The sequence below is a fragment of the Holophagales bacterium genome (genome assembly GCA_016699405.1).
Classification (GTDB): Bacteria; Acidobacteriota; Thermoanaerobaculia; order Multivoradales; family JAGPDF01; genus JAAYLR01.
The window spans coordinates 5,148,938-5,172,641 of sequence record CP064972.1 but is presented as its reverse complement, the minus strand read 5'-3'; the positions used below and the strand labels follow the sequence as shown (position 1 = coordinate 5,172,641).

At 69.6% G+C, this 23,704-nt stretch carries 16 protein-coding genes; 13 read left to right on the top strand and 3 right to left on the bottom strand.

What is annotated here, in order from left to right; genetic code table 11:
- Positions 1 to 41: 41 nt before the first annotated feature.
- The 9 genes from IPJ17_21400 to IPJ17_21360 all read left to right on the top strand — a co-directional run bounded on the left by IPJ17_21400 (position 42) and on the right by IPJ17_21360 (position 13,550).
- Entirely contained in the window at positions 42 to 602 is a 561-nt protein-coding gene (locus IPJ17_21400) for a DUF4390 domain-containing protein (GenBank protein QQR73988.1), read from the top strand.
- Positions 599 to 2,812, top strand: coding sequence for a PAS domain S-box protein (locus IPJ17_21395; protein ID QQR73987.1), 2,214 nt, complete (start codon positions 599 to 601; stop codon positions 2,810 to 2,812). Before IPJ17_21400 ends, IPJ17_21395 begins: the two co-directional genes overlap by 4 nt.
- Positions 2,813 to 2,820: 8 nt before the next feature.
- The gene (gene selB / locus IPJ17_21390) at positions 2,821 to 4,758 is read left to right on the top strand and encodes a selenocysteine-specific translation elongation factor (protein QQR73986.1); all 1,938 of its coding nucleotides are present in this window, start codon (positions 2,821 to 2,823) and stop codon (positions 4,756 to 4,758) included.
- Positions 4,759 to 4,823: 65 nt separating this feature from the next.
- The gene (locus IPJ17_21385; protein ID QQR73985.1) at positions 4,824 to 5,813 is read left to right on the top strand and encodes a tetratricopeptide repeat protein; all 990 of its coding nucleotides are present in this window, start codon (positions 4,824 to 4,826) and stop codon (positions 5,811 to 5,813) included.
- 329 nt (positions 5,814 to 6,142) lie between these two features.
- The gene (locus IPJ17_21380; GenBank protein QQR73984.1) at positions 6,143 to 9,037 is read left to right on the top strand and encodes a TonB-dependent receptor; all 2,895 of its coding nucleotides are present in this window, start codon (positions 6,143 to 6,145) and stop codon (positions 9,035 to 9,037) included.
- A 200-nt stretch (positions 9,038 to 9,237) separates the two neighbouring features.
- Positions 9,238 to 11,343, top strand: coding sequence for a sulfatase-like hydrolase/transferase (locus tag IPJ17_21375; GenBank protein QQR73983.1), 2,106 nt, complete (start codon positions 9,238 to 9,240; stop codon positions 11,341 to 11,343).
- A gap of 22 nt (positions 11,344 to 11,365) precedes the next feature.
- The gene (locus IPJ17_21370) at positions 11,366 to 11,776 is read left to right on the top strand and encodes an OsmC family protein (protein ID QQR73982.1); all 411 of its coding nucleotides are present in this window, start codon (positions 11,366 to 11,368) and stop codon (positions 11,774 to 11,776) included.
- 8 nt (positions 11,777 to 11,784) lie between these two features.
- Positions 11,785 to 12,945: an XdhC family protein gene (locus tag IPJ17_21365; protein ID QQR73981.1), complete on the top strand. Its 1,161-nt coding sequence runs from the start codon at positions 11,785 to 11,787 to the stop codon at positions 12,943 to 12,945.
- Positions 12,942 to 13,550 carry a nucleotidyltransferase family protein gene (locus tag IPJ17_21360; protein QQR73980.1) on the top strand — a complete coding sequence of 203 codons (609 nt, stop codon included), beginning with the start codon at positions 12,942 to 12,944 and terminating at the stop codon, positions 13,548 to 13,550. Before IPJ17_21365 ends, IPJ17_21360 begins: the two co-directional genes overlap by 4 nt.
- A gap of 89 nt (positions 13,551 to 13,639) precedes the next feature.
- Here IPJ17_21360 and IPJ17_21355 read toward each other — a convergent pair whose 3' ends face one another.
- Complete coding sequence (locus IPJ17_21355; GenBank protein QQR73979.1) at positions 13,640 to 15,001, bottom strand: 1-acyl-sn-glycerol-3-phosphate acyltransferase; 1,362 nt, start codon at positions 14,999 to 15,001, stop codon at positions 13,640 to 13,642.
- A 31-nt stretch (positions 15,002 to 15,032) separates the two neighbouring features.
- A complete protein-coding gene (locus IPJ17_21350; GenBank protein ID QQR73978.1) occupies positions 15,033 to 16,325 on the bottom strand; it encodes an MFS transporter in 1,293 nt (430 codons plus the stop codon).
- Between the two features lie 79 nt (positions 16,326 to 16,404).
- Between IPJ17_21350 and IPJ17_21345 the strand changes: the two genes are divergently transcribed.
- The gene (locus IPJ17_21345; protein ID QQR73977.1) at positions 16,405 to 17,103 is read left to right on the top strand and encodes a YafY family transcriptional regulator; all 699 of its coding nucleotides are present in this window, start codon (positions 16,405 to 16,407) and stop codon (positions 17,101 to 17,103) included.
- Here the strand turns inward: IPJ17_21345 and IPJ17_21340 are convergent.
- Positions 17,094 to 17,561: a DinB family protein gene (locus IPJ17_21340; protein QQR73976.1), complete on the bottom strand. Its 468-nt coding sequence runs from the start codon at positions 17,559 to 17,561 to the stop codon at positions 17,094 to 17,096. The two genes, IPJ17_21345 and IPJ17_21340, sit on opposite strands and share 10 nt — an antisense overlap.
- Before the next feature lie 296 nt (positions 17,562 to 17,857).
- Here IPJ17_21340 and IPJ17_21335 point away from each other — a divergent pair, with 296 nt between their 5' ends.
- Genes IPJ17_21335 through IPJ17_21325 form a run of 3 tightly spaced genes read left to right on the top strand, consistent with a single transcriptional unit; the run spans position 17,858 to position 23,701 of the window.
- Positions 17,858 to 21,553, top strand: a complete 3,696-nt coding sequence (locus tag IPJ17_21335; GenBank protein ID QQR73975.1) for a PAS domain S-box protein — start codon at positions 17,858 to 17,860, stop codon at positions 21,551 to 21,553.
- Positions 21,550 to 21,990, top strand: a complete 441-nt coding sequence (locus tag IPJ17_21330) for a response regulator (GenBank protein ID QQR73974.1) — start codon at positions 21,550 to 21,552, stop codon at positions 21,988 to 21,990. The genes IPJ17_21335 and IPJ17_21330 overlap by 4 nt, the downstream gene beginning before the upstream one ends.
- Positions 21,974 to 23,701: a GAF domain-containing protein gene (locus tag IPJ17_21325; protein QQR73973.1), complete on the top strand. Its 1,728-nt coding sequence runs from the start codon at positions 21,974 to 21,976 to the stop codon at positions 23,699 to 23,701. The genes IPJ17_21330 and IPJ17_21325 overlap by 17 nt, the downstream gene beginning before the upstream one ends.
- Positions 23,702 to 23,704: the final 3 nt, after the last annotated feature.

Sequence of the window (23,704 nt, the reverse complement as noted above, 5' to 3'; positions counted from 1 at the left end):
CCTGGGGTCGGCGGAGTCGGGTGCTACAGTCAGCGGGTCGCATGCGAAGTCTCCGCCACCCACTGGTCTGGATCGTCTTCCTGCTGCCATTTCTCGCCGCGGCGCGGCGTGACGAGCCGACGATCGTCGACCTCACGACGGCGCTCGACGGTCGCCGGGTGCTGGTGAGCTTCCGTCTCGCCGCGGCGTTCGACGACGACGTCCGAGAGCGGGTCGAGGCCGGGCTGCCGACCGGATTCACCTACGAGATCGACCTGGCCCGCGATCGTGCCCACTGGTGGGACGAAGGTCTGGTCGAGAGCCGGGTCGAAGTCGTGGCGATGTACAACGCGGTGACTCGCGAGTACCTGGTCAACACCAAACAGGACGGCAAGCTCGTCGAGAGTCGCACGGTGCGAGAGCCCGACGAGCTCGAAGAGGCGCTGACTCGCTTCACCGCGCTGCCCGCCTTCTCGGTGCCGGAGATCGAGCCGGGCCAGCGGCTGCTGGTGCGCGTCCGCGCCCAGCTCGGCTCGCGGACCTGGCTCGGCTTCATCCCCACCTCGGTGGAGACGTCGCGAGTCGAGTCGCGCAAGTTCCGCCTCCCGGTCGATCAGCCGTGAGACGCCCCGCCGACTTCCGCGTCCAGATCGCCCGCTACCGCCGCAACACCCCGCTGGTGGTGGGGCTGCTCGCGCTCCTCCTGCTGGTCCTGACGGTCATCTACTTCCTCGTCCAGCGCGGGCGCAACCTGCCCGAGACCCTGGTCACCAACCAGGTGCTCCTCTTCTTCCTGCGCAACGTCAACCTGTTGCTCATCCTGGGGATCTTCTTCGTGCTGGCGCGCGACCTCTTCAAGCTCTGGGTCGAGCGGCGGCAGCGGCGCCCGGGATCGCGGCTGCGCACGCGTCTCGTCGCGAGCTTCGTCGGCCTGGCGCTCGTCCCCGTGCTGGTCCTCTTCTTCTATGCGGTGGAGATGCTGCAGGGCTCGGTCGAGCGCTGGTTCAGCCCCTCGCTACGGGTGCTGCTCGAGCAGGCCGGACAGGTCGCGGAGGCGGCGCTGCGCCAGGTCGAAGGGCGGTGCCGGCGCGACGCGACCGCCGTGGCGCTCGACCTGTCGGGTCTCGACCTGCGCGATCCGGCGAATCGGTCGCTCATCGACGGCAAGCTGCGCGAGCGTCGCGCGGCGCTCGAGCTCGACCTGCTCGGGGTGTACGAGGAGAGCGAGTTCGTCGCCGCCGTGGCCGACCCGCAGCGCGGCCTGACCGACCTGCCCGAGCCCGGCCGCTCCCTGCTGCGCGAGGCGGCGGACAAGGGCGAGGCGGTGCGGATCGTCGAGATCGCCAGCGGCGCCGGCCGGCTGGTGCTCGGCGCGGCGCGCGGGCGAGTCGAGGCCGGCCGACCGCGCACGCTCGTCGTCGCCGGGACGCTCGTCGAGCCGGCCCTCGCCCGTCCCAGCGAGGAGCTGATCGAGGCGTACCAGACGTATCGCCAGCTCGAGGTGCAGAAAGGGCAGTTCAAGGCGAGCTACCTGTTGCTCTTCCTGCTCGTCACGTTGCTCATCCTGCTCGCCTCGACCTGGATGGGGGTCTATCTCGCGCGCCGCATCATGGTTCCCATCCAGGCGCTCGCCGAGGGGACGAGACGGATCAGCAGCGGCGACCTCGAGCGGCAGGTCGAGACCCCGGCCGACGACGAGATCGGCGTTCTCGTCGACTCGTTCAACCGGATGACCAGCGAGCTGCGCCGCAGTCGCGAGGTGATCGAGCGCAGCAATCGCGAGTTGCGCGAGGCCAATCGCCGGCTCGACGAGGAACGCGCGCTGGTCGCCGCGGTGCTCGAGAGCGTCGCTGCCGGTGTGGTGTCGGTCGATCGCGAGGGGCGGATCCTCACCTGCAACCGCGCCGCGCTCGCCATGTTGCGGCAGCAGCGAGAGGAGCTCGGCGGCCGGCCGGTGGGCGAGGCCTGGGCCGACCCGGAGCGGGCACGATTGGCCCGGCTGCTCGAGGGTCCGGAGGCGCCTCCTGCCGAGAGTCGCGAGCTGCGCTTGGTGCTGGGTGGCGAGTGGCGGACCTTCGAAGTCAAGGTCAACGAGCTGCGCGATCCATCCGGTGCGGTGAACGGACGGGTGGTGGTGATCGAAGACCTGACGGAGCTGCAGCGCGCCCAGCAGCTCGCCGCCTGGAGCGAGGCGGCTCGTCGACTGGCACACGAGATCAAGAACCCGCTGACGCCGATCCGCCTGGCGGCCGAGCGTGTCCTCGCCAAGTACCGCCAGGGCGACGCCGACCTCGGCCAGGCCCTCGAGAGCGGTGCCGAGACGATCGTCGCCTCGGTGGCCCGGATGCAGTCGCTGGTCGACGAATTCTCGCGCTACGCCCGGATGCCGCGACCGCAGCCCCTTGCGATCGAGCCGGCCAGCCTGGTGGAGGAGGTCGTGGCTCTCTATCGCGACCTCAAGCCCGGCGTGGTGTTGGTCACCCGCCTGCCGTCCGATCTGGGCACGCTCTGGGCCGACCCCGAGCAGCTCCGCCGGGTGCTGATCAACCTGCTCGACAACGCCTTCGAGGCGACGACGGCGCCGGGCGAGATCGAGGTCGAGCTGCGCGGCACGGCCGAGCGGGTGGAGCTCGCGGTGCGCGACAGCGGTCGCGGGATCCCCGTCGAGCAGCGCGACAAGCTCTTCCTCCCCTTCTTCTCGACCAAGGGTCGTGGCACCGGTCTCGGTCTGGCCATCGTCCACCGCATCGTCGCGGATCATCACGGGTCGGTGCGGGTCGAGGACAACGTGCCGCGCGGCACCGTGTTCGTCGTCGACCTGCCGCGCGAATGAGCGAGTCGATGTCACTGCACGCGCTCGTCGGCACGGCCGGCCACGTCGACCACGGCAAGACCCGCCTGCTCGAGGCGCTGACCGGCATCGACTGTGACCGCTGGGCCGAGGAGAAGGCGCGTGGCATCACGATCGACCTCGGCTTCGCCCACCTCGAGCTCGATGGGATGGAGCTCGGCTTCGTCGACGTGCCCGGGCACGAGCGCTTTCTGCACAACGCCCTGGCCGGCCTCGGCGGGATCCGTGTGCTGCTGCTCGTCGTTGCCGCCGACGAAGGGGTGCGACCGCAGACCCGGGAGCATCTGGCGATCGCCACGCTCCTCGGCATTCCGCGGGCCGTCTTGGCGCTAACCAAGAGCGATCTGGTGAGCGAGGAGTTCGCCGATCTCGCGGCTCTCGAGGTCGCCGAGCTGTTGGCCGGTGGGCCGTTCGCCGCCGCGCCGGTGCTTCCGGTTTCGAGCCTCACCGGCGCCGGTCTCGACGCGTTGCGGGCGGCTCTCCTCGAGGCGGCACGGGCCGAAGCGACGGCCGCTCGCGGTCTCCTCGGGCCGGTGCGCCTGCCGGTGGATCGCGCCTTCCATCTCAAAGGGCAAGGGGTGGTGGTGACCGGGACGCTGGTCTCCGGCCGGATTACCGCCGGAGCGGCCCTGGCGCTTCACCCCGGAGGCGAGAGCGTCCGCGTGCGGGGAGTCCAGGTGCACGGGCGGGCACGCGACGCGGCGGAGGCCGGCGAGCGGACGGCGTTGCAGCTCGCCGGCGTCGAGCTCGCGGCCCTGACCCGCGGCACCACCCTCCACGACGCCGGAGCGTTCTGCAGCTCGCGCCGCCTGCTGGCGCGTTTCCGCCTGCTTCCGGAGGCACCGGGACCGGTGCGGCGCGGCGTGCGGGTCAAGGTGCACCACTTCGCCCAGGAGGCGGTCGGTTGGCTGCGGCCGCTCGCTCCCGCGGAGCTCGTGCCGGGCGAGACCGGTCTCGTCGAGCTGCGACTGCGTGAGCCGCTGCTGGCGGCCCGCGGCGACCGCTTCGTGGTGCGCCGCCTCTCGCCGGTCGCCACTCTCGGGGGCGGCGAGCTGCTGGACCCGGCATGGCAGGTCCGACGCGCGGCGAGCCGCCCGCCGGTGCTCGCCGCGCTCGCGGCCGACGATGCGGCTGCCGTCCTCCAATGGGTTGCCGACGCCGGGCTCGGCGCGGTGTCGACGGTGGAGCTGGCGCGGCGGCTCGGTCGGGCCGAATCGTCCGTGGCGCCCCTGGTGGCCGAGCTCTCGCGCGCCGGGCGGTTGCTGGAGCTCGCGTCGGCGGGCACCGTGTCGCACTGGGTCGCTCCGGCGGCCGTCGAACGCCTGGCCCAGAGCGCGCGCAGCGAGCTCAAGGCGTTCTTCGCCCGCGAACGCCTGGCCGGTGGCATGCCGCGCGCCGAAGCGATCCGTCGCCTGCTTCCCGGTCGCGCGGCCGATCACGCCGACGTCTACCTGGGATGGCTCGCCAGCCAGCGGGTGCTGGTGTCGAGCGGCGAGCTGGTCAGCCTGCCCGGGCGACAAGCGGAGCTTACCGGCGAGGAGTCGAAGCTCTCCCAGGCCGCGGTCGAGTTGCTCGAAGCGGCCGGGCTCGCCGCGCCGTCGCCGGGTGAGGTCGCCGCGCGGCTCGGCGCGAAGCCGCAGATCCTGGAAGGAGTCCTGCGCTTCCTCGTCTCCCGCGGTCGCGTCACCCGGCTTCCGGGAGGACTCCTGGTGGCCTCGGCGGCCGTGGCGACGCTCCGCGATCAGCTCGTCGCGACCGGCTGGGAACGCTTCACCGTCGGGCAGTTCAAGGACCACTTCGGGTTGTCGCGCAAGTGGGCGATCCCGCTGCTCGAGCACCTCGACTCGCTCGGCGCCACCCGCCGCGTCGGGGAGGAGCGGATGATTCTCCGCCGCTCGGTGCCGCCCCCGGAGCCGGGTATCCCCTGATCGCGGTAGAATGGTCGTGGCGAGCGTCCGTTCGCCCTCCCAAGCCCGATAAGGAACCGGAAACCATGCGCAAGTCGATCGCCACGTTCGCCGCCGCGCTGATCTTGCTGTTCGCCGGTCGTGCGCTGCACGCCCAGGCCCAGGGTCGCGCCTACGGAATGATCAAGGACGAGCAGGGCAACGGCATCGAAGGTGCCCGCATCGTGCTCACCGACCCCTCCGCGAAGGACTACCGGGTCGAGGTGCAGACCGACAAGAAGGGCAAGTACTCGCTGGTCATCCTCGATGCCACCCACACCCTGACCTGGCACATCGAGAAGGAAGGCTTCCAGACCATCGAGAGCCCCCGCAAGATCCCGGCCGGCGGCAGCACCAAGCTCGACATCGTCCTCTACCCGGCCGGAACCGCGGCGGGTGACCTGGCGGCGGCGGCTGCGGTGGCGAAGAACCGCGAGGAGCTCGAGGTCGCCAAGAAGGCGGCCGAGGCCAAGGTCGGAGCGGTCGAGGCGTTCAACGCGGCGGTGCCGCTGTTCAATGCCGGCGACGTCGACGGAGCGCTCGCCAAGCTGCAGGAGGCCGTCGGGCTCGACCCCGATCTCGCGCCGGCGCACTACGTGCTCGGCCGCATCTACGAGCGCAAGGGGATGCTCGCCGAAGGGATCGCGTCGGCGGAGAAGGCGATCGCGCTCAACGGCGACGACGTCCGTTCGATCACCCTGCGCTACGAGCTGCTCAGCCGCACCGGCGACGCGGCGAAGACCGCCGAGGCGCTTGCGGTGTTCAAGGCGAAGGCGCCGGCGGCGGCCTCCAAGTCGCTCTACGACCGCGGCAAGGCGCTCTTCGACGCCAATCAGATCCGCGAGGCCAAGGCGTTGCTCGAGGACGCGGTGGCGACCGACCCGGCCAACGGGCGCGCCTACTACGAGCTCGGCCTCTGCCACGTCAATCTCAACGACATGCCGAAGGCCAAGGAGGCCCTGGGCAAGTTCGTCACGCTCGTTCCCGACGATCCCGAGGCGCCGATGGCCAAGGAGATCCTCAAGGCGATCAAGTAGCGGGAGAGTCGGTCCCGAAGCGAGAAGCTGGCGGAATCGCTAATCGTAGCGCCCTTGCCGCCCTCCGTCAGCGCTTGAGGCGGCGCGGACTGTCCAAGTAGTTGAACTTGCCTTGGCGTGTTTGGATCTGCGGCGCCGAGGAGCGGAGCTGACGGGGACTTCGGACTTTTCTCCGGCGGGTTAAGTCGTTCCACTCCGGGAGTTTGCGAGCCTTTCCCTGGAGAATTGTCGATACGATAGATCTGGCACGGAATTGGCGTGCAGATGATGTTGCTTGATGTTGCCCTCGGTGTTCGTGGGCACTGTAAATCCAGCGAAGGAGGTTCTTAATGCAGCGACAGAGGAATTGGGTCTGGGTCGCCCTCGCCCTGTGCCTCGTCATCGGTGGCACCGCGTTCGGGCAGGGAGTGCAGACCGGTACCCTCGTGGGCACGGCGACTTCGAACGACGGCAGCCCGCTGCCCGGCGTGATGGTCACCGTCTCCTCGCCCGCCCTGCAGGGCGAGCGCACGGCGACCACCGTTCTCAATGGTGATTTCGTCATCCGTGCGTTGCCCCCGGGTAACTACAAGGTGGTGTTCGGCCTCGAAGGGATGAAGTCGGTCGAGCGCACCGCCACGGTGGTTCTGGGCGGCATCTCGCGCGCCGACGCCGTCATGGAGGTCGCGGCGGCCGAAGAGACCATCGTGGTGACCGGCGAAGCGCCGTCCGCGATGGAAACCACCACCATCGGCGCCAACATCACTTCGGATCAGATCAATGCCCTGCCGGTGGTCGCGCGCACGCCGGTGGCGATCGCCGACCTCGCCGGCGGTCTGACCGACAACGGCACCGTGCCCGGGCAGGTCACGATCGGCGGCGCGTTCGCCTACGACAACGTCTTCCTGATCGACGGCGTCGACTTCACCGACCGCGCTTTTGGCTACTCCGACAACCTGTTCATCGAGGACGCCATCGAGGAGACGCAGGTCCTCACCGCCGGCATCTCGGCCGAGTACGGCCGCTTCTCGGGCGGCGTGATCAACGCCATCACCAAGAGCGGCAGCAACACCTTCAGCGGTTCGTTCCGCACCGACCTGACGGACCTCGACTGGCGCTCCGAGACGCCCTTCCAGAAGCAGCGCAACCAGACCAACACCGGCGACCTCTCCAAGGTCTACAGCGCCACCCTGGGTGGCGCGATCGTCAAGGATCGGCTCTGGTTCTTCCTCGCCGGCCGCGACTCCACGGCCGACATCCAGATCAACACGCTGCTCTCCGGCGTCGAGGTCAACTCACGCGACAACACTCGCTACGAGGGCAAGCTGACCTGGGCGCTGAGCCCGAATCACTCGATCCAGGGCTCCTACACCAACAACGAGCGCACTGACAGCCAGGAGGCGCAGGTTTCGCCCCTCGAGGAGGCGGCGCTCTCGAAGAACTCGACGCGCGAGAACGACGGCTGGGTGGTGTCGTACAACGGCGTGTTCTCCAACAGCATGTTCGGTGAAGCGCGCTACTCCGAGAAGCACTTCGGCTTCCGTGGCCTGGGCGGCACGGGGACGCGTCCGCAGGACTCGCCGATCCGCTCGTACGGTGGCTTCACCGACGCCGTGGCCGGCACCTACAATTCGCCGTACTTCGACGCCACCGACCCCGAGGATCGCGACAACAAGCAGATCTATGGCGCGGTGTCGTACTTCCTCTCGACCGAGTCCCTGGGGTCGCACGACCTCAAGGCCGGCGTCGAGCGGTTCAGTGACATCGGCATCGGCGGCAACTCGCAGACCTCGTCCGGCTACGTGATCTTCGCCGACTATCTGACCAATGCCGCTGGCAATCCGGTGTACAGCTCCAGCGGACGGCTGATTCCAGTCTGGTCGGCGGGCTGGAACTTCATGGCGTACTGGCTCCCGGTGCGCGGCGCGAAGAACGAGATCCAGACGACCTCCTTCTTCCTGAACGATCGTTGGTCGCTGAACAAGAACTTCTCGTTCAACATCGGCGTGCGTTACGAGGACATCGCTTCGAAGTCGCAGTCGGGCATCCCGACGATCGGCAGCGACTCGATCGTTCCGCGTCTCGGCGCCACCTACGACGTGCGCGGTGACGGCAAGTACAAGTTCGACGTCACCTACTCGCAGTACTCGGGCAAGGCCACCGCGAATCAGTTCGGCGCCATCAGCCCGTCCGGCAATCCGTCGCTCGCCTACGGCTATTACGTCGGTCCCGACGGACTCGGCGCCGATTTCGCGCCGGGTTACGACCTCAACAACTACGTGTTCTATTACTTCAGCAACCCGACCGCGACCAAGAAGATCGACAAGAGCCTGAAGACTCCGAAGACCGAGGAGATCGGTGTCGCCGCGGCGATGGCGCTTTCCAACGGCGGCTACCTCAAGCTGAGCTACCAGCGGCGCGAGATGTCGGACTTCATCGAGACCTTCATCGATCACACCACGGGCCTCGCTCCGGCGGTGGTCGGTCCGATCGACGGTGGAGTGACGGAGTATCAGTACATCACCAACTCCTCGGTGCCGCAGCGCAAGTACGAAGCCCTGCTGCTCGAGGGCAAGTACCGGATCATGGACAATTGGTCGGTGGCCGGCAACTGGACCTGGCAGCTGAAGAACGAGGGGAACTTCGAGGGTGAGTCCGGGCAGTCTCCGGCGATCGACTCGCTGTTCGGCGACTATCCCGAGGTCTTCACCGCCGAGCGCAACTATCCGTACGGCGACACCGACGACTACCAGGAGCACAAGGTCCGTCTGTGGACGAGCTACACGCTCGACCTCGGGCGAGCTGGCGCCCTCGACTTCGGCCTCGTCGGCCGCTACGACTCGCCGCTCCACTTCAGCTACGCCGCTTCTTCGGTAGCGCTTTCCAGCATCCAGCTGGCCCGCGGTGCCGGGTATTACTCGCTACCGAGCAACCAGACGCTGTTCTTCGGTCCGCGCGGCACCGGCGAGTACAACGCGGTTTGGAGCGTCGACTTCTCGGCCCAGTACGCGATTCCGGTCTGGAAGAGCCTCGAGCCGTGGGTGAAGTTCGCGGTTACCAACGTGACGAACGAGGACACCGCGGTGACGTTCAATACCACGGTGAGCCGCGACACGACGAGCCCGCGAGACGCCAATGGTCTTTACACCGGGTTCATCAAGGGCGCCAACTTCGGCAAGGCGACGTCGAACTCGCAGTATCAGGCTCCGCGCGAGTACTTCGTTTCGCTCGGCATCCGGTTCTGATCTGAAGCGGGAAGTTGTTGGATCGAGGGGCGGCCTTTGGCCGCCCCTTTTCCTTTGTGTGTGGATCTGACCTAGGATCGCCCACGTCCATGCGGCGATCTGCTCCGACACTCCTGCTCGTTTCCGCTCTTGTCCTCGCGCTCTGCTCGGCGGCCTGCCGAGGGGGCAGCCGGGCCTTCCGACCGAGCCCAGATGCGCCGGTGGTCCTCATCTCGATCGACACCCTGCGTGCAGATCGTCTGCCGGCCTGGGGATACCGAGCTGGCTCGACGCCGTCGATCGACGCGCTGGTGCGGGATGCGCTCCTCTTCGAGAACGCCTATGCGCAGGTTCCGCTCACGCTCCCGTCGCACGCCTCGTTGCTGACGGGCCTGCTTCCGGCAGACAACGGGGTGCGGAGCAACATCGGCTACAAGCTCGACTCGACCAATCACCTGACGTTGCCGCAGATCCTGAAAGCGTCCGGTTACTCTTCCATGGGCGCCGTGTCGGCCTACGTCCTGCGACGGGAGACCGGACTGGGTGCCGCTTTTGACAGCTACGATGACGCGATCGACGTTCACGAGACGGCGACCCTGGGAGCGCTGCAGCGCCCGGGCTCGGAGGCGGTCGATGCGGCCCTCGGTTGGATCGATCGCCAAGCCGGGCATCCCTTCTTCGCTTTCGTGCACCTCTTCGAGCCGCACACGCCGTACGAGCCGCCGGAGCCGTTTCGCAGTCGCCTCGCCGATCTCTACGACGGCGAGATCGCCACTGCCGATGCCCAGGTAGGCCGCCTGCTCGAGGGGCTGCGGCAGCGTGGGCTCTACGAGGGAACGCTGGTGATCCTTCTCGGCGACCATGGTGAGGGCCTCGGGGACCACGGAGAGAAGGAACACGGCATACTGCTCTACCGCGAGTCGCTGCACGTACCGTTACTGGTCAAACTGCCCGGGAACCAGCGCGGTGGAGAGCGGGTGGCGAACCCTGTCGCGCTCGTCGACCTCCTGCCGACAGTCCTCGCGGCGCTCGGCATCTCGCCGCGAACGGGTCTGGCGGGGGTTTCGCTGCTCGATCTCGGGAATCGTCCGGAGCTTGCCGACCGACACATCTTCAGCGAGACGATGTATCCGCGGATCCACCTCGGCTGGAGCGAGCTCCGCTCGCTGATCGACTCGCGCTACCACTTCATTTCCGGGCCCGACCCGGAGCTTTTCGATCACCGTGCCGATCCGGCGGAGCGAGTCAATCTGCGAGACGCGGAGCGACGCGAGCTTTCGCGGCGGCGGTCCGAGCTCGAGGCGATGCCGCTGCGCCTCGAAACGCCCGCTCCTAGTGATCCCGAGGAGGCGGCGCGCCTGGCTGCGCTTGGCTATCTCGGCGCGATGGCACCCGACAAGGCCGGTCCGCGCCCCGACCCGAAGGTGCACATCGCGGTGCTCGAGAAAGTGCAGCAGGCCTTTGCGTTGAGCCAAGCGGGAAAGCTCGAAGAGTGCGTGGCGCTCTGTCGCGAGATCCTGAGTGACTATCCCGATCTGATCGATGCGCGGAACCAGCTCGCGGGCACCCTCGAGAGAATGGGGCGCCTCGAGGAGGCGATCGAAGCCTACGAAGAGGCGATTCGGCGTTCCCCGGCATTCTTGGATGTGGTCGCGCTTGAGTTGGGACGGATCGAGCTCGAGCTCGGCCGGCTCGATCGTGCCGAGCTTCACGCGCAGCAGGCCTACAAGATCAACCCGTCGGAAGCGCATCTTCTCTTCGCGGGCATCGCCGGTGCCCGGGGCGACTGGGACAAAGCCGAGCGCGAGGCGCGTGCCGGGCAGGGCGACACTGGCAAGCCGCGTGTCGGTGCGATGCTGATGCTCACCCGCGTGCTGGTGGAACGGGGGCGTCTGGACGAGGCCCTGGCGATCGCGGAGCAGGCACGAGCCCGCGTTGCCGCCGGGCAGTCGCCGCCGCTCAAGCGACTCGAAGCGACCTATGGGGACATTCTCGGCCGCATGGGACGATTCGCCGAAGCGGAGACCGCGTTTCGGCACGAGATCGAGCATTTTCCACGCGTGCCCGAGCCCTACGTGCGGCTGGCGATCCTCTTCGCCGCGCAGCACCGTTTCGACCAGATCAAGCCCGTTCTCGATCGTCTGGTGGAATCAATCCCCACACCGCGTGCCTATTTGCTGGCTGGCAAGACGATGGAGGACCTTGGCAACCTTGAGGATGCGAGGGGGTACCGTGCCCAAGCGCGGCAGTTGGGAGCGCAACCTCTCGCGCAGTCGCGAAGTGTCGTTGCCACGGCCCCGGTGCGCCAGCCGGAGCGGAGTCCCTGAACCAACCTCTGGGAGGCTCGTCATGTCCGTAGCGATCTCCGGCCGCTACGCCGGCGGATTGAAGGTCGACCTCCTGCACGAGCCGTCCGGGGCGGCTTGGCGGACCGCCGCGCCGGTCGACAACCAGGGTGACGGCAGCTCCTTCTCGCCGACCGACATGGCGGCCGCTTCGCTCGGCGCCTGCATGCTGACGCTGATCGCCATCGTCGGCGAGCGGGACGGGCTCGATCTCTCCGGTCTCGCCTTCCGACTGGAGAAGCACATGCAGGCCTCGCCGCGGCGCATCGCGCGGATCCCGGTGCGCATCGAGATGCCGCGCGGGCTCGACGCCAAGCAGCGCACGCGGCTCGAACGGGCGGCATTGACCTGTCCGGTGCACGCCAGCCTCGCCCCCTGGATCGATCGACCGGTCGAATTCGTCTACCCCGACTGAGAGCGACGATGCAGGAGCTGCGAGAGATCGTCGCGCGAGCGGCCCGCGGCCGGGCCGTGGGAGAGCGCCTGGTGCTCGCCACGCTCGTCTCCGTGCGCGGGTCGCACTACCGCAAGCCGGGAGCGCGGATGCTGCTGGCCCCGGATCGGCCGGTCGGCGAGGCGACCGGCGTCCTGTCCGGGGGCTGCCTCGAAGGCGATCTCGCCGAGCGCGCCCGGCGCGTCGCGGCGCGGGGTGAGCCGGAAATCGCCGAATACGATCTCTCCCGCAGCGGAGACGCGCTCTGGGGGTTCGGTCTCGGTTGCTCCGGCGTCGTGACGATCCTCGTCGAGCCGCTGGCGGTCGAGGCGACCGCGGGATCTCTTGCCTTCGTCGAGCGCTGTCTCCTGCGCCGGGAGCGCGGCGCACTCGCCACGCTCTTCGCGGGCGAGCCGACGGCCGACGCGGATCGGCGGACTCCGGGGAGATGGTGGGCGCTCGACCGCGCCGGGACGACGAGCGGCGATCTCGACCCGACCCTGGCGGGCGAGCTCGCCCCGGCGCTGCGCGCCGCGCTCGACGGAGCCCCGGCGCAGGTCGTCGAGGTCGAGCGTGCGAACGGTCGAGCGAGCCTTCTGGTCGAGCCGATCGCGCCGCCGGTCTCCTTCGTGATCGGCGGCGCCGGTCGCGACGCCGTGGCGATGGCGCAGGCGGCACGGTCGCTCGGTTGGGAGGTCACCCTCGTCGATCCCCAGGCTCTCGACGACACCGCGGCGCGCTTCGCCGGAGTAGACCACCTCGTCGCCGGTCCGCTGCACGGGCTCGCCCGCCGACTCTTCCTGGGACCGCGCGCCGCGGCGGTGGTGATGACGCACCGCTACCTCGACGATCTGGCGCTGCTCGAGGAGCTGCTGCCGCTCGGGTTCGACTATCTCGGTCTGCTCGGCCCGCGAGCCCGCCGCGAACGCCTTCTCGGCGACCTCGCCTCGCGCGGCTCGGCGCCGACCCCGGCGCAGCGGGCATGCCTGTTCGGGCCGGCCGGTCTCGACCTCGGCTCGGAGGGCCCGACGGAGATCGCGGTCGCCGTGATCGCCGAAGCGCTCGCCGTCCTGTCCCGGCGCGAGGCGCGCTCGCTCGCCGCCGTCGCCGACACGATCGCCGCCCAAGGCCTCGTCCCGGCCGCGGGATGAGCGACGTCGCGCTCGCCGCCCTGGTGCTCGCCGCCGGCGGCTCGCGCCGCCTCGGGCAACCGAAGCAACTGGTGCGGTGGCGGGGCCGCTCGCTCGTCCGCCGGGCCGTCGACGCGGTGCTCGCTCTGGGGGCCTCGCCGGCAGTCTGCGTGCTCGGCTCGTCGGCCGAGGCGTGCCTCGCCGAGCTTGCCGGACTGCCCGTCTCCACGGTGATCCATCCCGACTGGCAGGAAGGGATCGGCAGCTCGCTACGAGCCGGGATCGCCGCACTCGACGCGCTGGAGCCGACGTGGTGCGGGGTGCTGATCCTTCCTTGCGACCTGCCGCGGGTCGACGCCTCCAGTCTGCGACGGCTCGCCGAGGCGGCCCGGTCGCGGCCGGAGCTCGCCCTCGTCGCCTCCTCCTTTGCCGGCACGGTCGGTGCGCCGGCGATCTTCCCGGAGCGCTTCGCGACCGAGCTCCGCGCTCTCTCGGGCGACCGCGGAGCGCGGGCGCTGCTCGAACGCCACGCCGGCGAGCTCGTGACCGTCGAGATGCCGGAGGCCGCCGCGGACGTCGACGACACGGGCGACCTGCGCGAGCTCCTCGGCCGGACGCCGCGCTGATCCGGGAGCACCCGGGCCGTGACGTCACCCCGCGAAGCGAGTGGGGCCTTCCGCCCGCGTCGTGGAGAACCCGCGGCCCGGGCGGCCGTTCACGCGTCGCGACCGCTGCCGGCGATCTCGTCGGCGAGCGCCTCGAGCTCGCGGCGGATCGCTTCGCGCCGCCCGCGCAACGCGTTCCACAGGCCTCGCCGCGTGTGCAGGAGGAGGAAGACGCGACTCTCGCGCGCCAGCCGGAGCTGGTCTTCGAGGGTGCGCAGGGCCACCCAGCCGCAGAGCGGAGCGAGCACCAGCGCAGTCAATCCGGCGAGCGGCCCGGCGGCGTAGCCGAGCGCCACCGCTTCGGCGATCCAGGTCGCCGGATAGAGGATCAACGAGGGATAGACCTTGTAGGTCGAGATCTGATCGGGCGATTCGCGCACGAACGCCGCGGCGAGGCGGGCGAGCTGGTAGGGGAGGAGATTGGCGAGCACACCGACGAGCGCGATCGGCAGCCGCACCACCATCGTCGCGAGCGAGCCGGCGACGAAGGCGGCCACCTCGCCGAGTGGATAGGCCGCGGCGACATGTTCGTCGCGCACCCGGGCGACCCGCAGCAGGCGGTCGTAGTCGGCGACGGCGGCGGCGAGCGCGGCGAGCCGCTCGGGGTATCGGTGGGCGAGTGACTCGCTGCCGGCGAGCAGCGCCCGCTGCATCTCGAACGTCTCGGCGAGGGGGCGTCCGGTCGGCAGCGAGCTCGGCTCGCGGTCGAAGAGACCGGCGGCGCGTTCGACGAGCCGCGCCTCTTCCCAGGTGTCGTAGTTCAGCGTGACCCGGCGCAGCGCTTCGTCGATGCGCGCCGTCAGCCCTCGCGCCGTGCCCACCGGATCCTCGCCGGCGGCCGCGCGTTCGACGGTGAGGTCGAGCGGCTCGCCGACGACGACGAGCGCGCGCGAACGGAAGCGCGTCTTGTCGGAGAAGGTGAGGCCGACCGGCAGGATCCGCACGCCGAGAGGGCCGAAGCGCTGCTCGGCCTCGAGCGCGATCCGCGCGGTGCCGGTTTTGAGCGGTTGCAGCGCCGGCGCATCGTGGCTGATCCCCTCGGGGAAGAGGGCGATCATTCCCCCCGCGGCGAGCAGCTCGTGGCAACGGGCGAAGGTCTCGAGGTTGCGCTCCGGGTCGACGCCCGCGTCCTGGCGACGGTGGACAGGGATCGCGCCGGCGAGTCGCAACAGCGCGCCGAGGACGGGGATCTTCCACAGCGTCGACTTGCCGAGGAAACGCACCGGCAGGCGCAGGGTGCCGAGCAGGAAGAGCGGGTCGACGAGACCGTTGAGATGGTTGGCCACGACCAGCAGCGGCCCTTCGGCCGGCACACGCTCGGCGCCCAGCACCTCGACGCGCCGGAAGAAGATGTGCAGGACGAGCCGGGCCAGGGCGGCGAAGAAGCGGTCGACCCGACGTTCGGAAGCCATGGCGCCGTCCGGTTCGCGCTCGACCCGCGCTTTAGTCGGCGTGGCTTGCGCTCCAGGCGGCGGCCGCGGCCTGGCCGCGCTTCTCGTCGACGAAGGCCATGCCGACGAGGCCGAGGACGAAGAAGAGCCCGGTCGAGAGGATCGCCGCGCGCTGCGAGTGGAGGGTCGAGGAGAGCAGGCCGAACACCGCGGGGCCGAAGGCGTAGGCCCCCTTGCCGGCGAGACCCCAGAAGGCGAAGAACTCGCCGCTCTTCTCGACCGGCGAGAAGAGCCCGACGAGGCCGCGCGAGGCCGACTGCAACGAGCCGATACCGAGTCCGGCGAAGAGCGCGATGCCCCAGAAGAGGCTCTTGCTCGACGACGAGTAGACGAGCGCACAGACGACGATCCACAGCACCAGCGTCGCCTGGATCGTCCGACTGGCGCCGAGCCGGTCCTGGATGAAGCCGAAGCCGATCGCTCCGGCGGCCGAAGAGATCTGAACCACCAGGAAGAGGACGATCAGCTCGTCGGGCGAGAAGCCGACCGTGCGCTCGGCGTAGACGCCGACGAAGGCGATGATGCTCATCAGCCCGGCGGAGTAGACGAAGAAGACGACGAGGAAGCGGGCGAGCTCGCGGAAGTGGCGGACCGCCCGCGCCGTCTCGAGCAGATGGCCGAATCCCTGCCGTGCGTACTCGGCGAGCGATCGGCGGTGCCGGTGGGCGCGTTCGCGCAGCAGCAGGAAGGTCGGCAAGGCGGCGACGAAGAAGAAGAGGGCCGTCACCAGCCAGGCCAGCCGGAGGTTGCCGAGGTTCTCGACGGTGAAGCCGGGGGCGATCAGCGGTCGGATGGCGAGCAGCGAAAGCAGGCCGCCGAAGTAGCCGAGCCCCCAGCCGAAGCCGGAGATGCGGCCGACGTTCGCCGGCGTCGAGAGCTCGGGCAGGAAGGCGGCGCAGAGGTTTTCGCCGAAGGAGAAGGCGATGTTCGAGACGACGAAGAGGGCGAGGCCGAGAGCGATCTCCCCCGGATGGACGAACCAGAGGCCCGCCGTGCCCGCCACGCAGAGCAGCCAGGTGGCGAGCAGGAAGAGCTTCTTGCGCCCGGAGTCGTCGGCAATCGCGCCCACCAGCGGCGAGAGCAGGACGACGACCAGGTTGCTGGCCGTGATTCCGGCGCCCCAGAGGCTGTCGGCGTTCGCGCCGGCGGCGACCAGCTTGGTGAAGTAGACGCTGAAGGCGACGGTGACGATCACCGTCGTGTAGCTCGAGTTGGCGAAGTCGAACATCGCCCAGGCCACGATCTCGCGCAGGCGGACGGGGAGGTTGGCGGGCGGCGTGGCCATGACCCCGCGGACTCTAGCGCACGCCGCCGCGGCGGTCTCCTCACCCGCCGGACGGCGGGCCGACTAGACTCTCTCGGCCATGCGCCGGGCCGATCGACTCTTCCAGCTCGTGCAGATCCTGCGCCGCGGCCGAGTGGTCACGGCGCGCGAGCTCGCCGCACGCCTCGAGGTGGCCGAGCGGACCGTCTACCGTGACGTGGCCGATCTCTGTGCCTCGGGGGTGCCGATCGAAGCGGCGGCCGGGGTGGGCTACCGCCTGCGCCACTTCGAGCTGCCGCCGCTGATGTTCACCCGGGAAGAGGTCGAGGCGCTGGTGCTCGGCGGGCGCATCGTCGCGAGCTGGGCGGATCGGGAGCTCGCCGCGGCCGGCCGCACGGCGCTCGCCAAGCTCGAAGGGGCGCTACCCGGAGACCGCCACGACCTCGTCCAGTCGACCTTGCTCTTCGCCCCGGAGGGGTGGCGCGCCGTTCCCCGCCCCGACCGCGAGCTGATCCTCGTGCGGCGGGCGCTGCGCGAGTCGCACAAGCTTCGCCTCGCCTATCGCGATGCGAACGGGCAGGCGACCGAGCGGGTGGTGCGCCCGCTCGCGCTCGCCTTCTACGGGCCGGTCTGGACCCTCGCCGCCTGGTGCGAGCTGCGCGAGGACTTCCGCAACTTCCGGGTCGACCGGATCGCCGCGCTCGAGATGACGCCCGACACCTTCGCCGCCGAGCCGGGCCGCACGCTCGAGGAGTACGTGCGCCGGCTCGAGGCGGAGCCGCCCGCTCCTCACATGTAGGGCATCGCCGGCACCTTGCCGAGCAGCCGGGCGTAGACGGACAGCGCGCCGCGATGATGGCCGGTGTGGTCGATGATCGCCTCCACCGTCGCGTAGAGCGGACCGTGCAGGATCGGGTTCTCGGGCAACGGCGCCGCGAGCTCGGCATCGCTCATGGAAGCCACCGCGTCGCGCGCTGCGGCGAAGCCGCGGGTGAGCCAGGCGCGCGCCGCGGCGAGCGAGGCGACCGCATTGACCTTGGCTGCCCCGGCCTCGAAGTCCATGTCGAAGCCGTGGCCGCGAAAGACTCCGTCGACGAACCATTCGACGGTACTGGCGACATGGGCGACCTGCTGGGCGACGGTCATCATCCCGTCGACCGGGGCGAACCCGGCATCGGCCTCGTCGAGGCACTCGGTGGTGCGGTTGAAGAAGCGCTCGGTGGCGTCGAGCTCGGAGAGGGCGTGCTGAACGTTCATCGTCGGACTCCTCGGGAAGGCGTTGCCGCGTCGTCACGGCCAACGTGGGGCGGACTCTCGCACGCCACTCCTGACAGCGTGGTGTCAGGAGACTGGAGAGCGGGCGCCGGGATCGCGGCGAGATCACGACGGCGAAGCGCCGCGGCGGCGGATGACCACGGGTGTACACTCAACCGGTAGTTGGATCCGTCGAGGACCGGGGGGAAAGCGGTGGGCCATCCTCGTGCGCGGCTCGCGCTGCCGGCAGCCTCGAACGAGGCCGAGAGGTCTCCGCGATGGCGGGCGACGAAGTCGGGGTGAACGGATCGACAGTCCGCACGGCGCCGGAAGTGCCCGGTGCCGGGCCAGACCGTGCCGACCCGGGGCCCTGGCCACTGCTCGCCGTCTTCTGTCTCTTCGCTCTCGGACTCCTGGCGGCAGGTTGGTCCTACTTCCGCTCCTACGAATCGCAGTTCCGGGCTGCCGTCGAGGCCCAGCTCTCGTCGGTTGCCGACCTCAAGGTCGCCGAGCTTGAGCGCTATTGCTGGGAACGACTTGGCGACGCCGACCTGGTCGCCGGCAATGCGGCGTTCGCCTCGTTGACCGAGAGCGTCGTCACCCAGCCCGCCGATGGCGCGGCCGCCGCGGCGCTGCGGGCCTGGCTCGAGCGGCTCCGCACGGTTTTCGAGTACGAGCGCGCTTCGCTCGTCGACCCTGTCGGGAGGGTGCTCGTTTCAGTTCCGGCGGGCGAGGAGCCGCTTGCCGCGGAGGTCCACGAGCAGCTTCCGGCGGCCTTGCGGTCCTCGAAGGCCGTGTTCATCGACTTCTACCGCGGCGATGCGGACGGCCGCGTGCACCTCGAGGTCCTCGCACCGGTGCGTTCGCCGGACGGATCCGGCGGTGCACTCGCCGTCGTCGCCCTACAAATCGATCCCGAGTCCTACCTCTTTCCCCTCCTCGAGCGCTGGCCGACGTCGAGTCGGTCTGCCGAAACGCTCCTCGTTCGTCGCGAGGGCGAGGAAGTGGTCTTCCTCAACGAGCTTCGCTTTCAGAAGGGAACCGCGCTGGCCCTGCGGAGATCGGTCGCGGCGCCGGACCTTCCCGCGGCCCGAGCGGCCTGCGGAGAGACCGGGATCGTCGATGGTATCGACTACCGCGGGGTTCCGGTCATCGCCGCGCTCCGCCAAGTTGCTGGGACGCCCTGGGCACTCGTGGCGAGGATCGACCGCGGCGAAGCGCTGGCACCGGTGCGCGAGAGGCTGGGCTGGCTCCTCGGCGCGGGGATCGCCGTGGCGCTCGCCGCCGGGGCTTCGGTCGGTGCGATCTGGCGTCACCAGCGGAGCCGGTTCTATCGCTCCCGAGCCGAGGTGGCGGAGGCCGCGCGAGTCAGCGCCGAGCGTTTTCACCGGCTGATCCAACGGGCACCGGTGCCGATGGTGCTGGTCCAGGCCGACGGGCGGCTGTCGGTGCGCAACGATCGCTTCCTCGAGCTTTTCGGTTACACCGTCGAGGAGGTGCCGACGCTCGACGCCTGGTGGAAGGCGGCCTATCCCGACGAGGGCGATCGCGACCAGGTGCGCGGGCGTTGGCGTGTCGAGTCCGAGGCGGCGCGGCAGGCCGGACGGGACCTCGGACCGCTCGAGCTCGAGGTGACCTGCCGCGACGGAAGCGTGCGGCAGGTGAGCTTCTCGAGCACGGTGATCGGCGAGGAGACGCTCGCCGCGCTCGTCGACGTCACCGAGCGGCGGCGGGCCGAGCAGGCGCTCGCCGAGAACCGGCAGCTGCTCCAGGACATCGTCGACAACGGGCCGATGCTGATCTACGTCACCGACCTCGAGGGCCGTTTCCTGCTGGTCAACCGACACCTGGCGGCGCTCTTCGCGAGCGATCGGGAGCGGATGGTAGGCGCGACGCGTCAGGAGCTCATGCCGCAGGCGCTCGCCGAGAGCCATCGTGCCAATGACCTGGAGGTGATCCGAGCCGGCGCCGCCCGGGTCGTCGAGGAGGAGAACGTCGAGGCGGACGGCCGTCACGTCTACGTGAGCGTCAAGTACCCGATCTTCGATGCACGCGGGCGGATCTACGCCATCGGCGGGATGTCGACCGACATCACGGAACGCAAGCGGATGGAGGAGGCGCTCGAGGCGGAGAAGGAGCGCTTCCGCATCGCCGCGGAGACGTCGAACGACATCGTCTACGAATGGGATCTCGCCGAGCGCGTCGACTGGCACGGCCGGATCGACGAGATGCTGGGCTACGGTTCCGGGGAGTTTCCGCGGACGCTCTCGGCATGGAAGGCGGTCGTCCATCCGGAAGACCGCGAACGCGTCGCCGCGGCGATTGCCGCGCATCTCGAGCAGCGGGCTCCCTACCGGATCGACTACCGCGTGCTGCGGCGCGACGGCAGCGTCCGCTACTGGGCGGCACGAGGAGCGATCGCCCGTCGCAGCGACGGATCGCCGATCCGCTGGGTCGGGACGGTCACCGACGTCACCGCGGTGCGCGAGGCCGAAGAGCGGCTCGCCGACCAGTTCGCCGCACTCGGGGCGAGCGAGGAGCGCTACCGCGAGCTGCACGAACGGATGATGGACGCCTACGTGCGGGTCGACATGACCGGGCGGATCGTCGAGTGGAACGAGGCCTTCCTCGACCTGGTCGGTTACCAAGCGGGCGAGGTCGCGGATCTCTCCTACGTCGACCTGACGCCCGAGCGCTGGCACGGGCTCGAGCAGCGGATCGTCGACGAGCAGATCCTGCCGCGCGGCTACTCCGATCTCTACGAGAAGGAGTACCGGCGCAAGGACGGGACGACGGTCGCCATCCAGTTGCGCACCATCCTCAGCCGCGGCGAGCGCGGCGAGCCGCTCGGCATGTGGGCGGTGATTCGCGACGTCAGCGAGCGACGCCGGGCCGAGGAGGCGCTGCGCGAGAGCGAGACGAAGTACCGGGCGCTCTTCGAGAGCATGGCCGAGGGCGTGGCGATCCACGAGATCGTCCGCGACGGCAGCGGAACCGCCGTCGACTACCGGATCCTCGACATCAACCCGGCCTGGGAGCGGCACACGGGGATGGCCGGCGAGAAGGCGCGGGGGAGGCTCGCCAGCGCCGTGTACCCCGGGAGCGCGCCCCCCTACCTCGCCGAGTACGAGCGAGTCAGTCGCACCGGCGAGTCGATCTCGTTCGAGACCTACTTCGAGCCGCTGAAGCGCCACTTCAACATCTCGGTCGTCTCGCCGCGGCCCGGCAGGTTCGCCACGGTCTTCGAGGACATCACCGTGCGCAAGAACCAGGAAGAGGAGCTGCGCGCCAAGAACGCCGAGCTCGAGCGCTTCACCTACCTCGTGTCGCACGACCTGAAGAGCCCGCTGGTCACGGTCAAGACCTTCCTCGGCTATCTCGAGGAGGACCTCGCGGCCGGGGATAGGGCACGCATCGAGAAGGACCGCTTCTTCCTCCGCGCGGCGACGGACAAGATGGGGCGGTTGCTCGAGGACCTGCTCGAGCTCTCGCGTGTCGGACGTGTCGTGCGACCGCCGGTCGAGGTCCATCTCGGCGAGCTCGTCACCGAGGCCTGCGAAGCGGTGGCCGGCCGCATCGTCCGCCAGGGCGTGAAGGTCGAGCGCAACGGGCGCGACCTGCTGCTGCGTGGCGATCGACTGCGCCTGGCGCAGATCTGGCAGAATCTGCTCGAGAACGCGATCAAATACATGGGCGACCAGCCGGCGCCGCGCGTGTCGATCGAAGTGCGCGGCGAGGGTCGCCACGCGGTCTTCGCCGTCCGCGACAACGGCATCGGCATCGACCCGCGCTTCCATGGCCGGGTCTTCGGCCTGTTCGAGAAGCTCGATCCCGGCACCGAGGGGACCGGACTCGGGTTGGCTCTCGTCAAGCGCGTCGTCGAGCTCTACGGCGGTGAGATCTGGCTGGAGTCGGGCGGGGTCGGGCACGGCACGACCGTCTCCTTCACGTTGCCCAAGGCCGTGGTCGTCGCGGGAGAGGGGGCATCACCATGAAGGGGAAGCCGGTGGTCATCCTGCTGGTCGAAGACGATCTGGCGCACGCCGAGATCGTGCGGAGGAATTTCGAGAGGTCGCGAGTCGCCAACGAGCTCATCCATGTCGAAGACGGCCAGGCGGCACTCGACTTCCTCCATCGCGAGGGTGCGTACGCGGCGCCGCAACGAGTGCCGAGACCCGATCTCGTGCTCCTCGACCTGCGCCTGCCGAAAGTCGACGGTCTGGAGGTCCTGCGTCGCGTCAAGTCGGATCCGGATCTGACGTCGATCCCGGTCATCGTCTTGACGACCTCGACCGCCGAGTCCGACATGGTGCGGGCCTACGACGCGCACGCCAACAGCTATCTGGTCAAGCCGATCGGTTTTCCACAGTTCGTCGAGCTGCTCGACACGCTGGGTTACTACTGGCTCGCCTGGAATGAACGTCCGTACTGAGACGACGACCGAGCTCCTCCCGGAGCTCGCGACCGCCCGGCTCCTGGTCGCCGAGGACGACCCCGGCCACGCCGAGGCGATCCGCCGCGCCTTCGAGCGTCACGGTTGCGGCGCCGGAGTCGTCGTCGTGCGGACCCTGGCGGAGCTGCGCCGGAGCGTCGACGTGACCCCTCCGGATCTCGTGCTCGTCGACCTCAACCTGCCCGACGGCCAGGCGTTCGAGGTGCTCACTTCGCCGTCGTCGGACGGCCCCTTCCCGATCGTGGTGATGACCAGCTTCGGCAACGAGCAGATCGCCGTCCAGGCGATGAAGGCCGGGGCGATCGAATACGTCGTGAAGTCGGCCGAGAGCTTCGCCGCAATGCCGCGGACGGCCGAGCGGGCACTCGTTCAATGGGCCGCGATGCGCGGCCGTCAGATCGCCGAGCGTCGCGCCCAGCAGCTCAACCGGGTCTATCGACTGCATTCGGAGATCAACAAGGCGATCGTGCGGATTCGCGACGTGCACGCGCTGCTCGAAGAGGCGGCGCGCGTGGCCGTCGAGGAGGGCGGGTTTCGCGCCGCTTGGATCGGGTTGGTCGAGCCGGAATCGCAGAAGGTGCTCTTCTGCCGCTACGCCGGGCTGGTGCCGGTCGAGGACGAAGGCCCGGGTCCCGCCGGCATCGCGCTCGAAACCGGCGAGCGCTCGGTGTGCAACGACGTGCGCACGGACCCGCGCGGGCAGCGTTGGCGCGAGATGGCCGAGCGCCGGCGCTTCCTCGCCTGGGCGGCAACGCCCCTCGCCGTGGGCGGCGAGACGGTCGGAGCGCTCTGCCTCTATTCGAGCGAAGCCGAAGTGTTCGACGAAAGCGAGCTCGCGCTACTCGACGAGCTGGCGATGGACCTCTCCTTCGCCGTGGAGATGGCCCGGCGCGAGGCGGCCCGCCGCGAGGCCGAGCTCCAGGTCGAACGGCTGAACGCGTCACTCGAGGTCAAGGTCCAGGAGCGTACGGCCGCCCTCGAATCGGCCAACCGGGAGCTCGAGTCCTTCAGCTACTCGGTGTCGCACGACCTGCGGGCGCCGCTGCGCGCCATCGACGGATTCAGCCAGATCCTGGTCGAGAGCCTCGGCGGCTCGGCCGACGAGGAGACGCGCGGGCTGCTGGCGCGGATCCGCGGTGGAGCCAAGCGCATGGGGCAGTTGGTCGACGACCTGCTGCGCTTCTCCCGCCTCGGTCGAGCCAGCATGCATCGCGAGCCGCTCGACCTCGCCCAGGTGGCGCGTGAGGTCGCCACCGAGTTGAAGGCGGCGAACCCGGAGCGGCAGGTGGAGTTCGTCCTCGCCGAGCCGCTTCCCGTCGACGCCGATCCGAGCCTCGCCGCCGTCCTGCTGCGGAACCTCCTCGGCAATGCCTGGAAGTTCACCGCGGGGCGGGCCATGGCGCGCGTCGAGGTGGGCGTCGAGGTGACGGAGGGCGAGCGGGTCTACTTCGTCGCCGACAACGGGGCGGGCTTCGAGTCGAGCTACGCCAAGGCGCTCTTCCAACCCTTCCAGCGGCTTCACCGCAGCGACGAATTCGAAGGCACCGGGATCGGCCTCGCGATCGTCCGCCGGATCGTCGAACGTCACGGCGGGAGGGTCTGGATCGAAGGCGCCGTCGATCGCGGCGCCACCGCCCGCTTCACCCTGCCGGCCGCACAGCCGGGGAGCGCCGGGTCGGAGCCGCGCTGACTC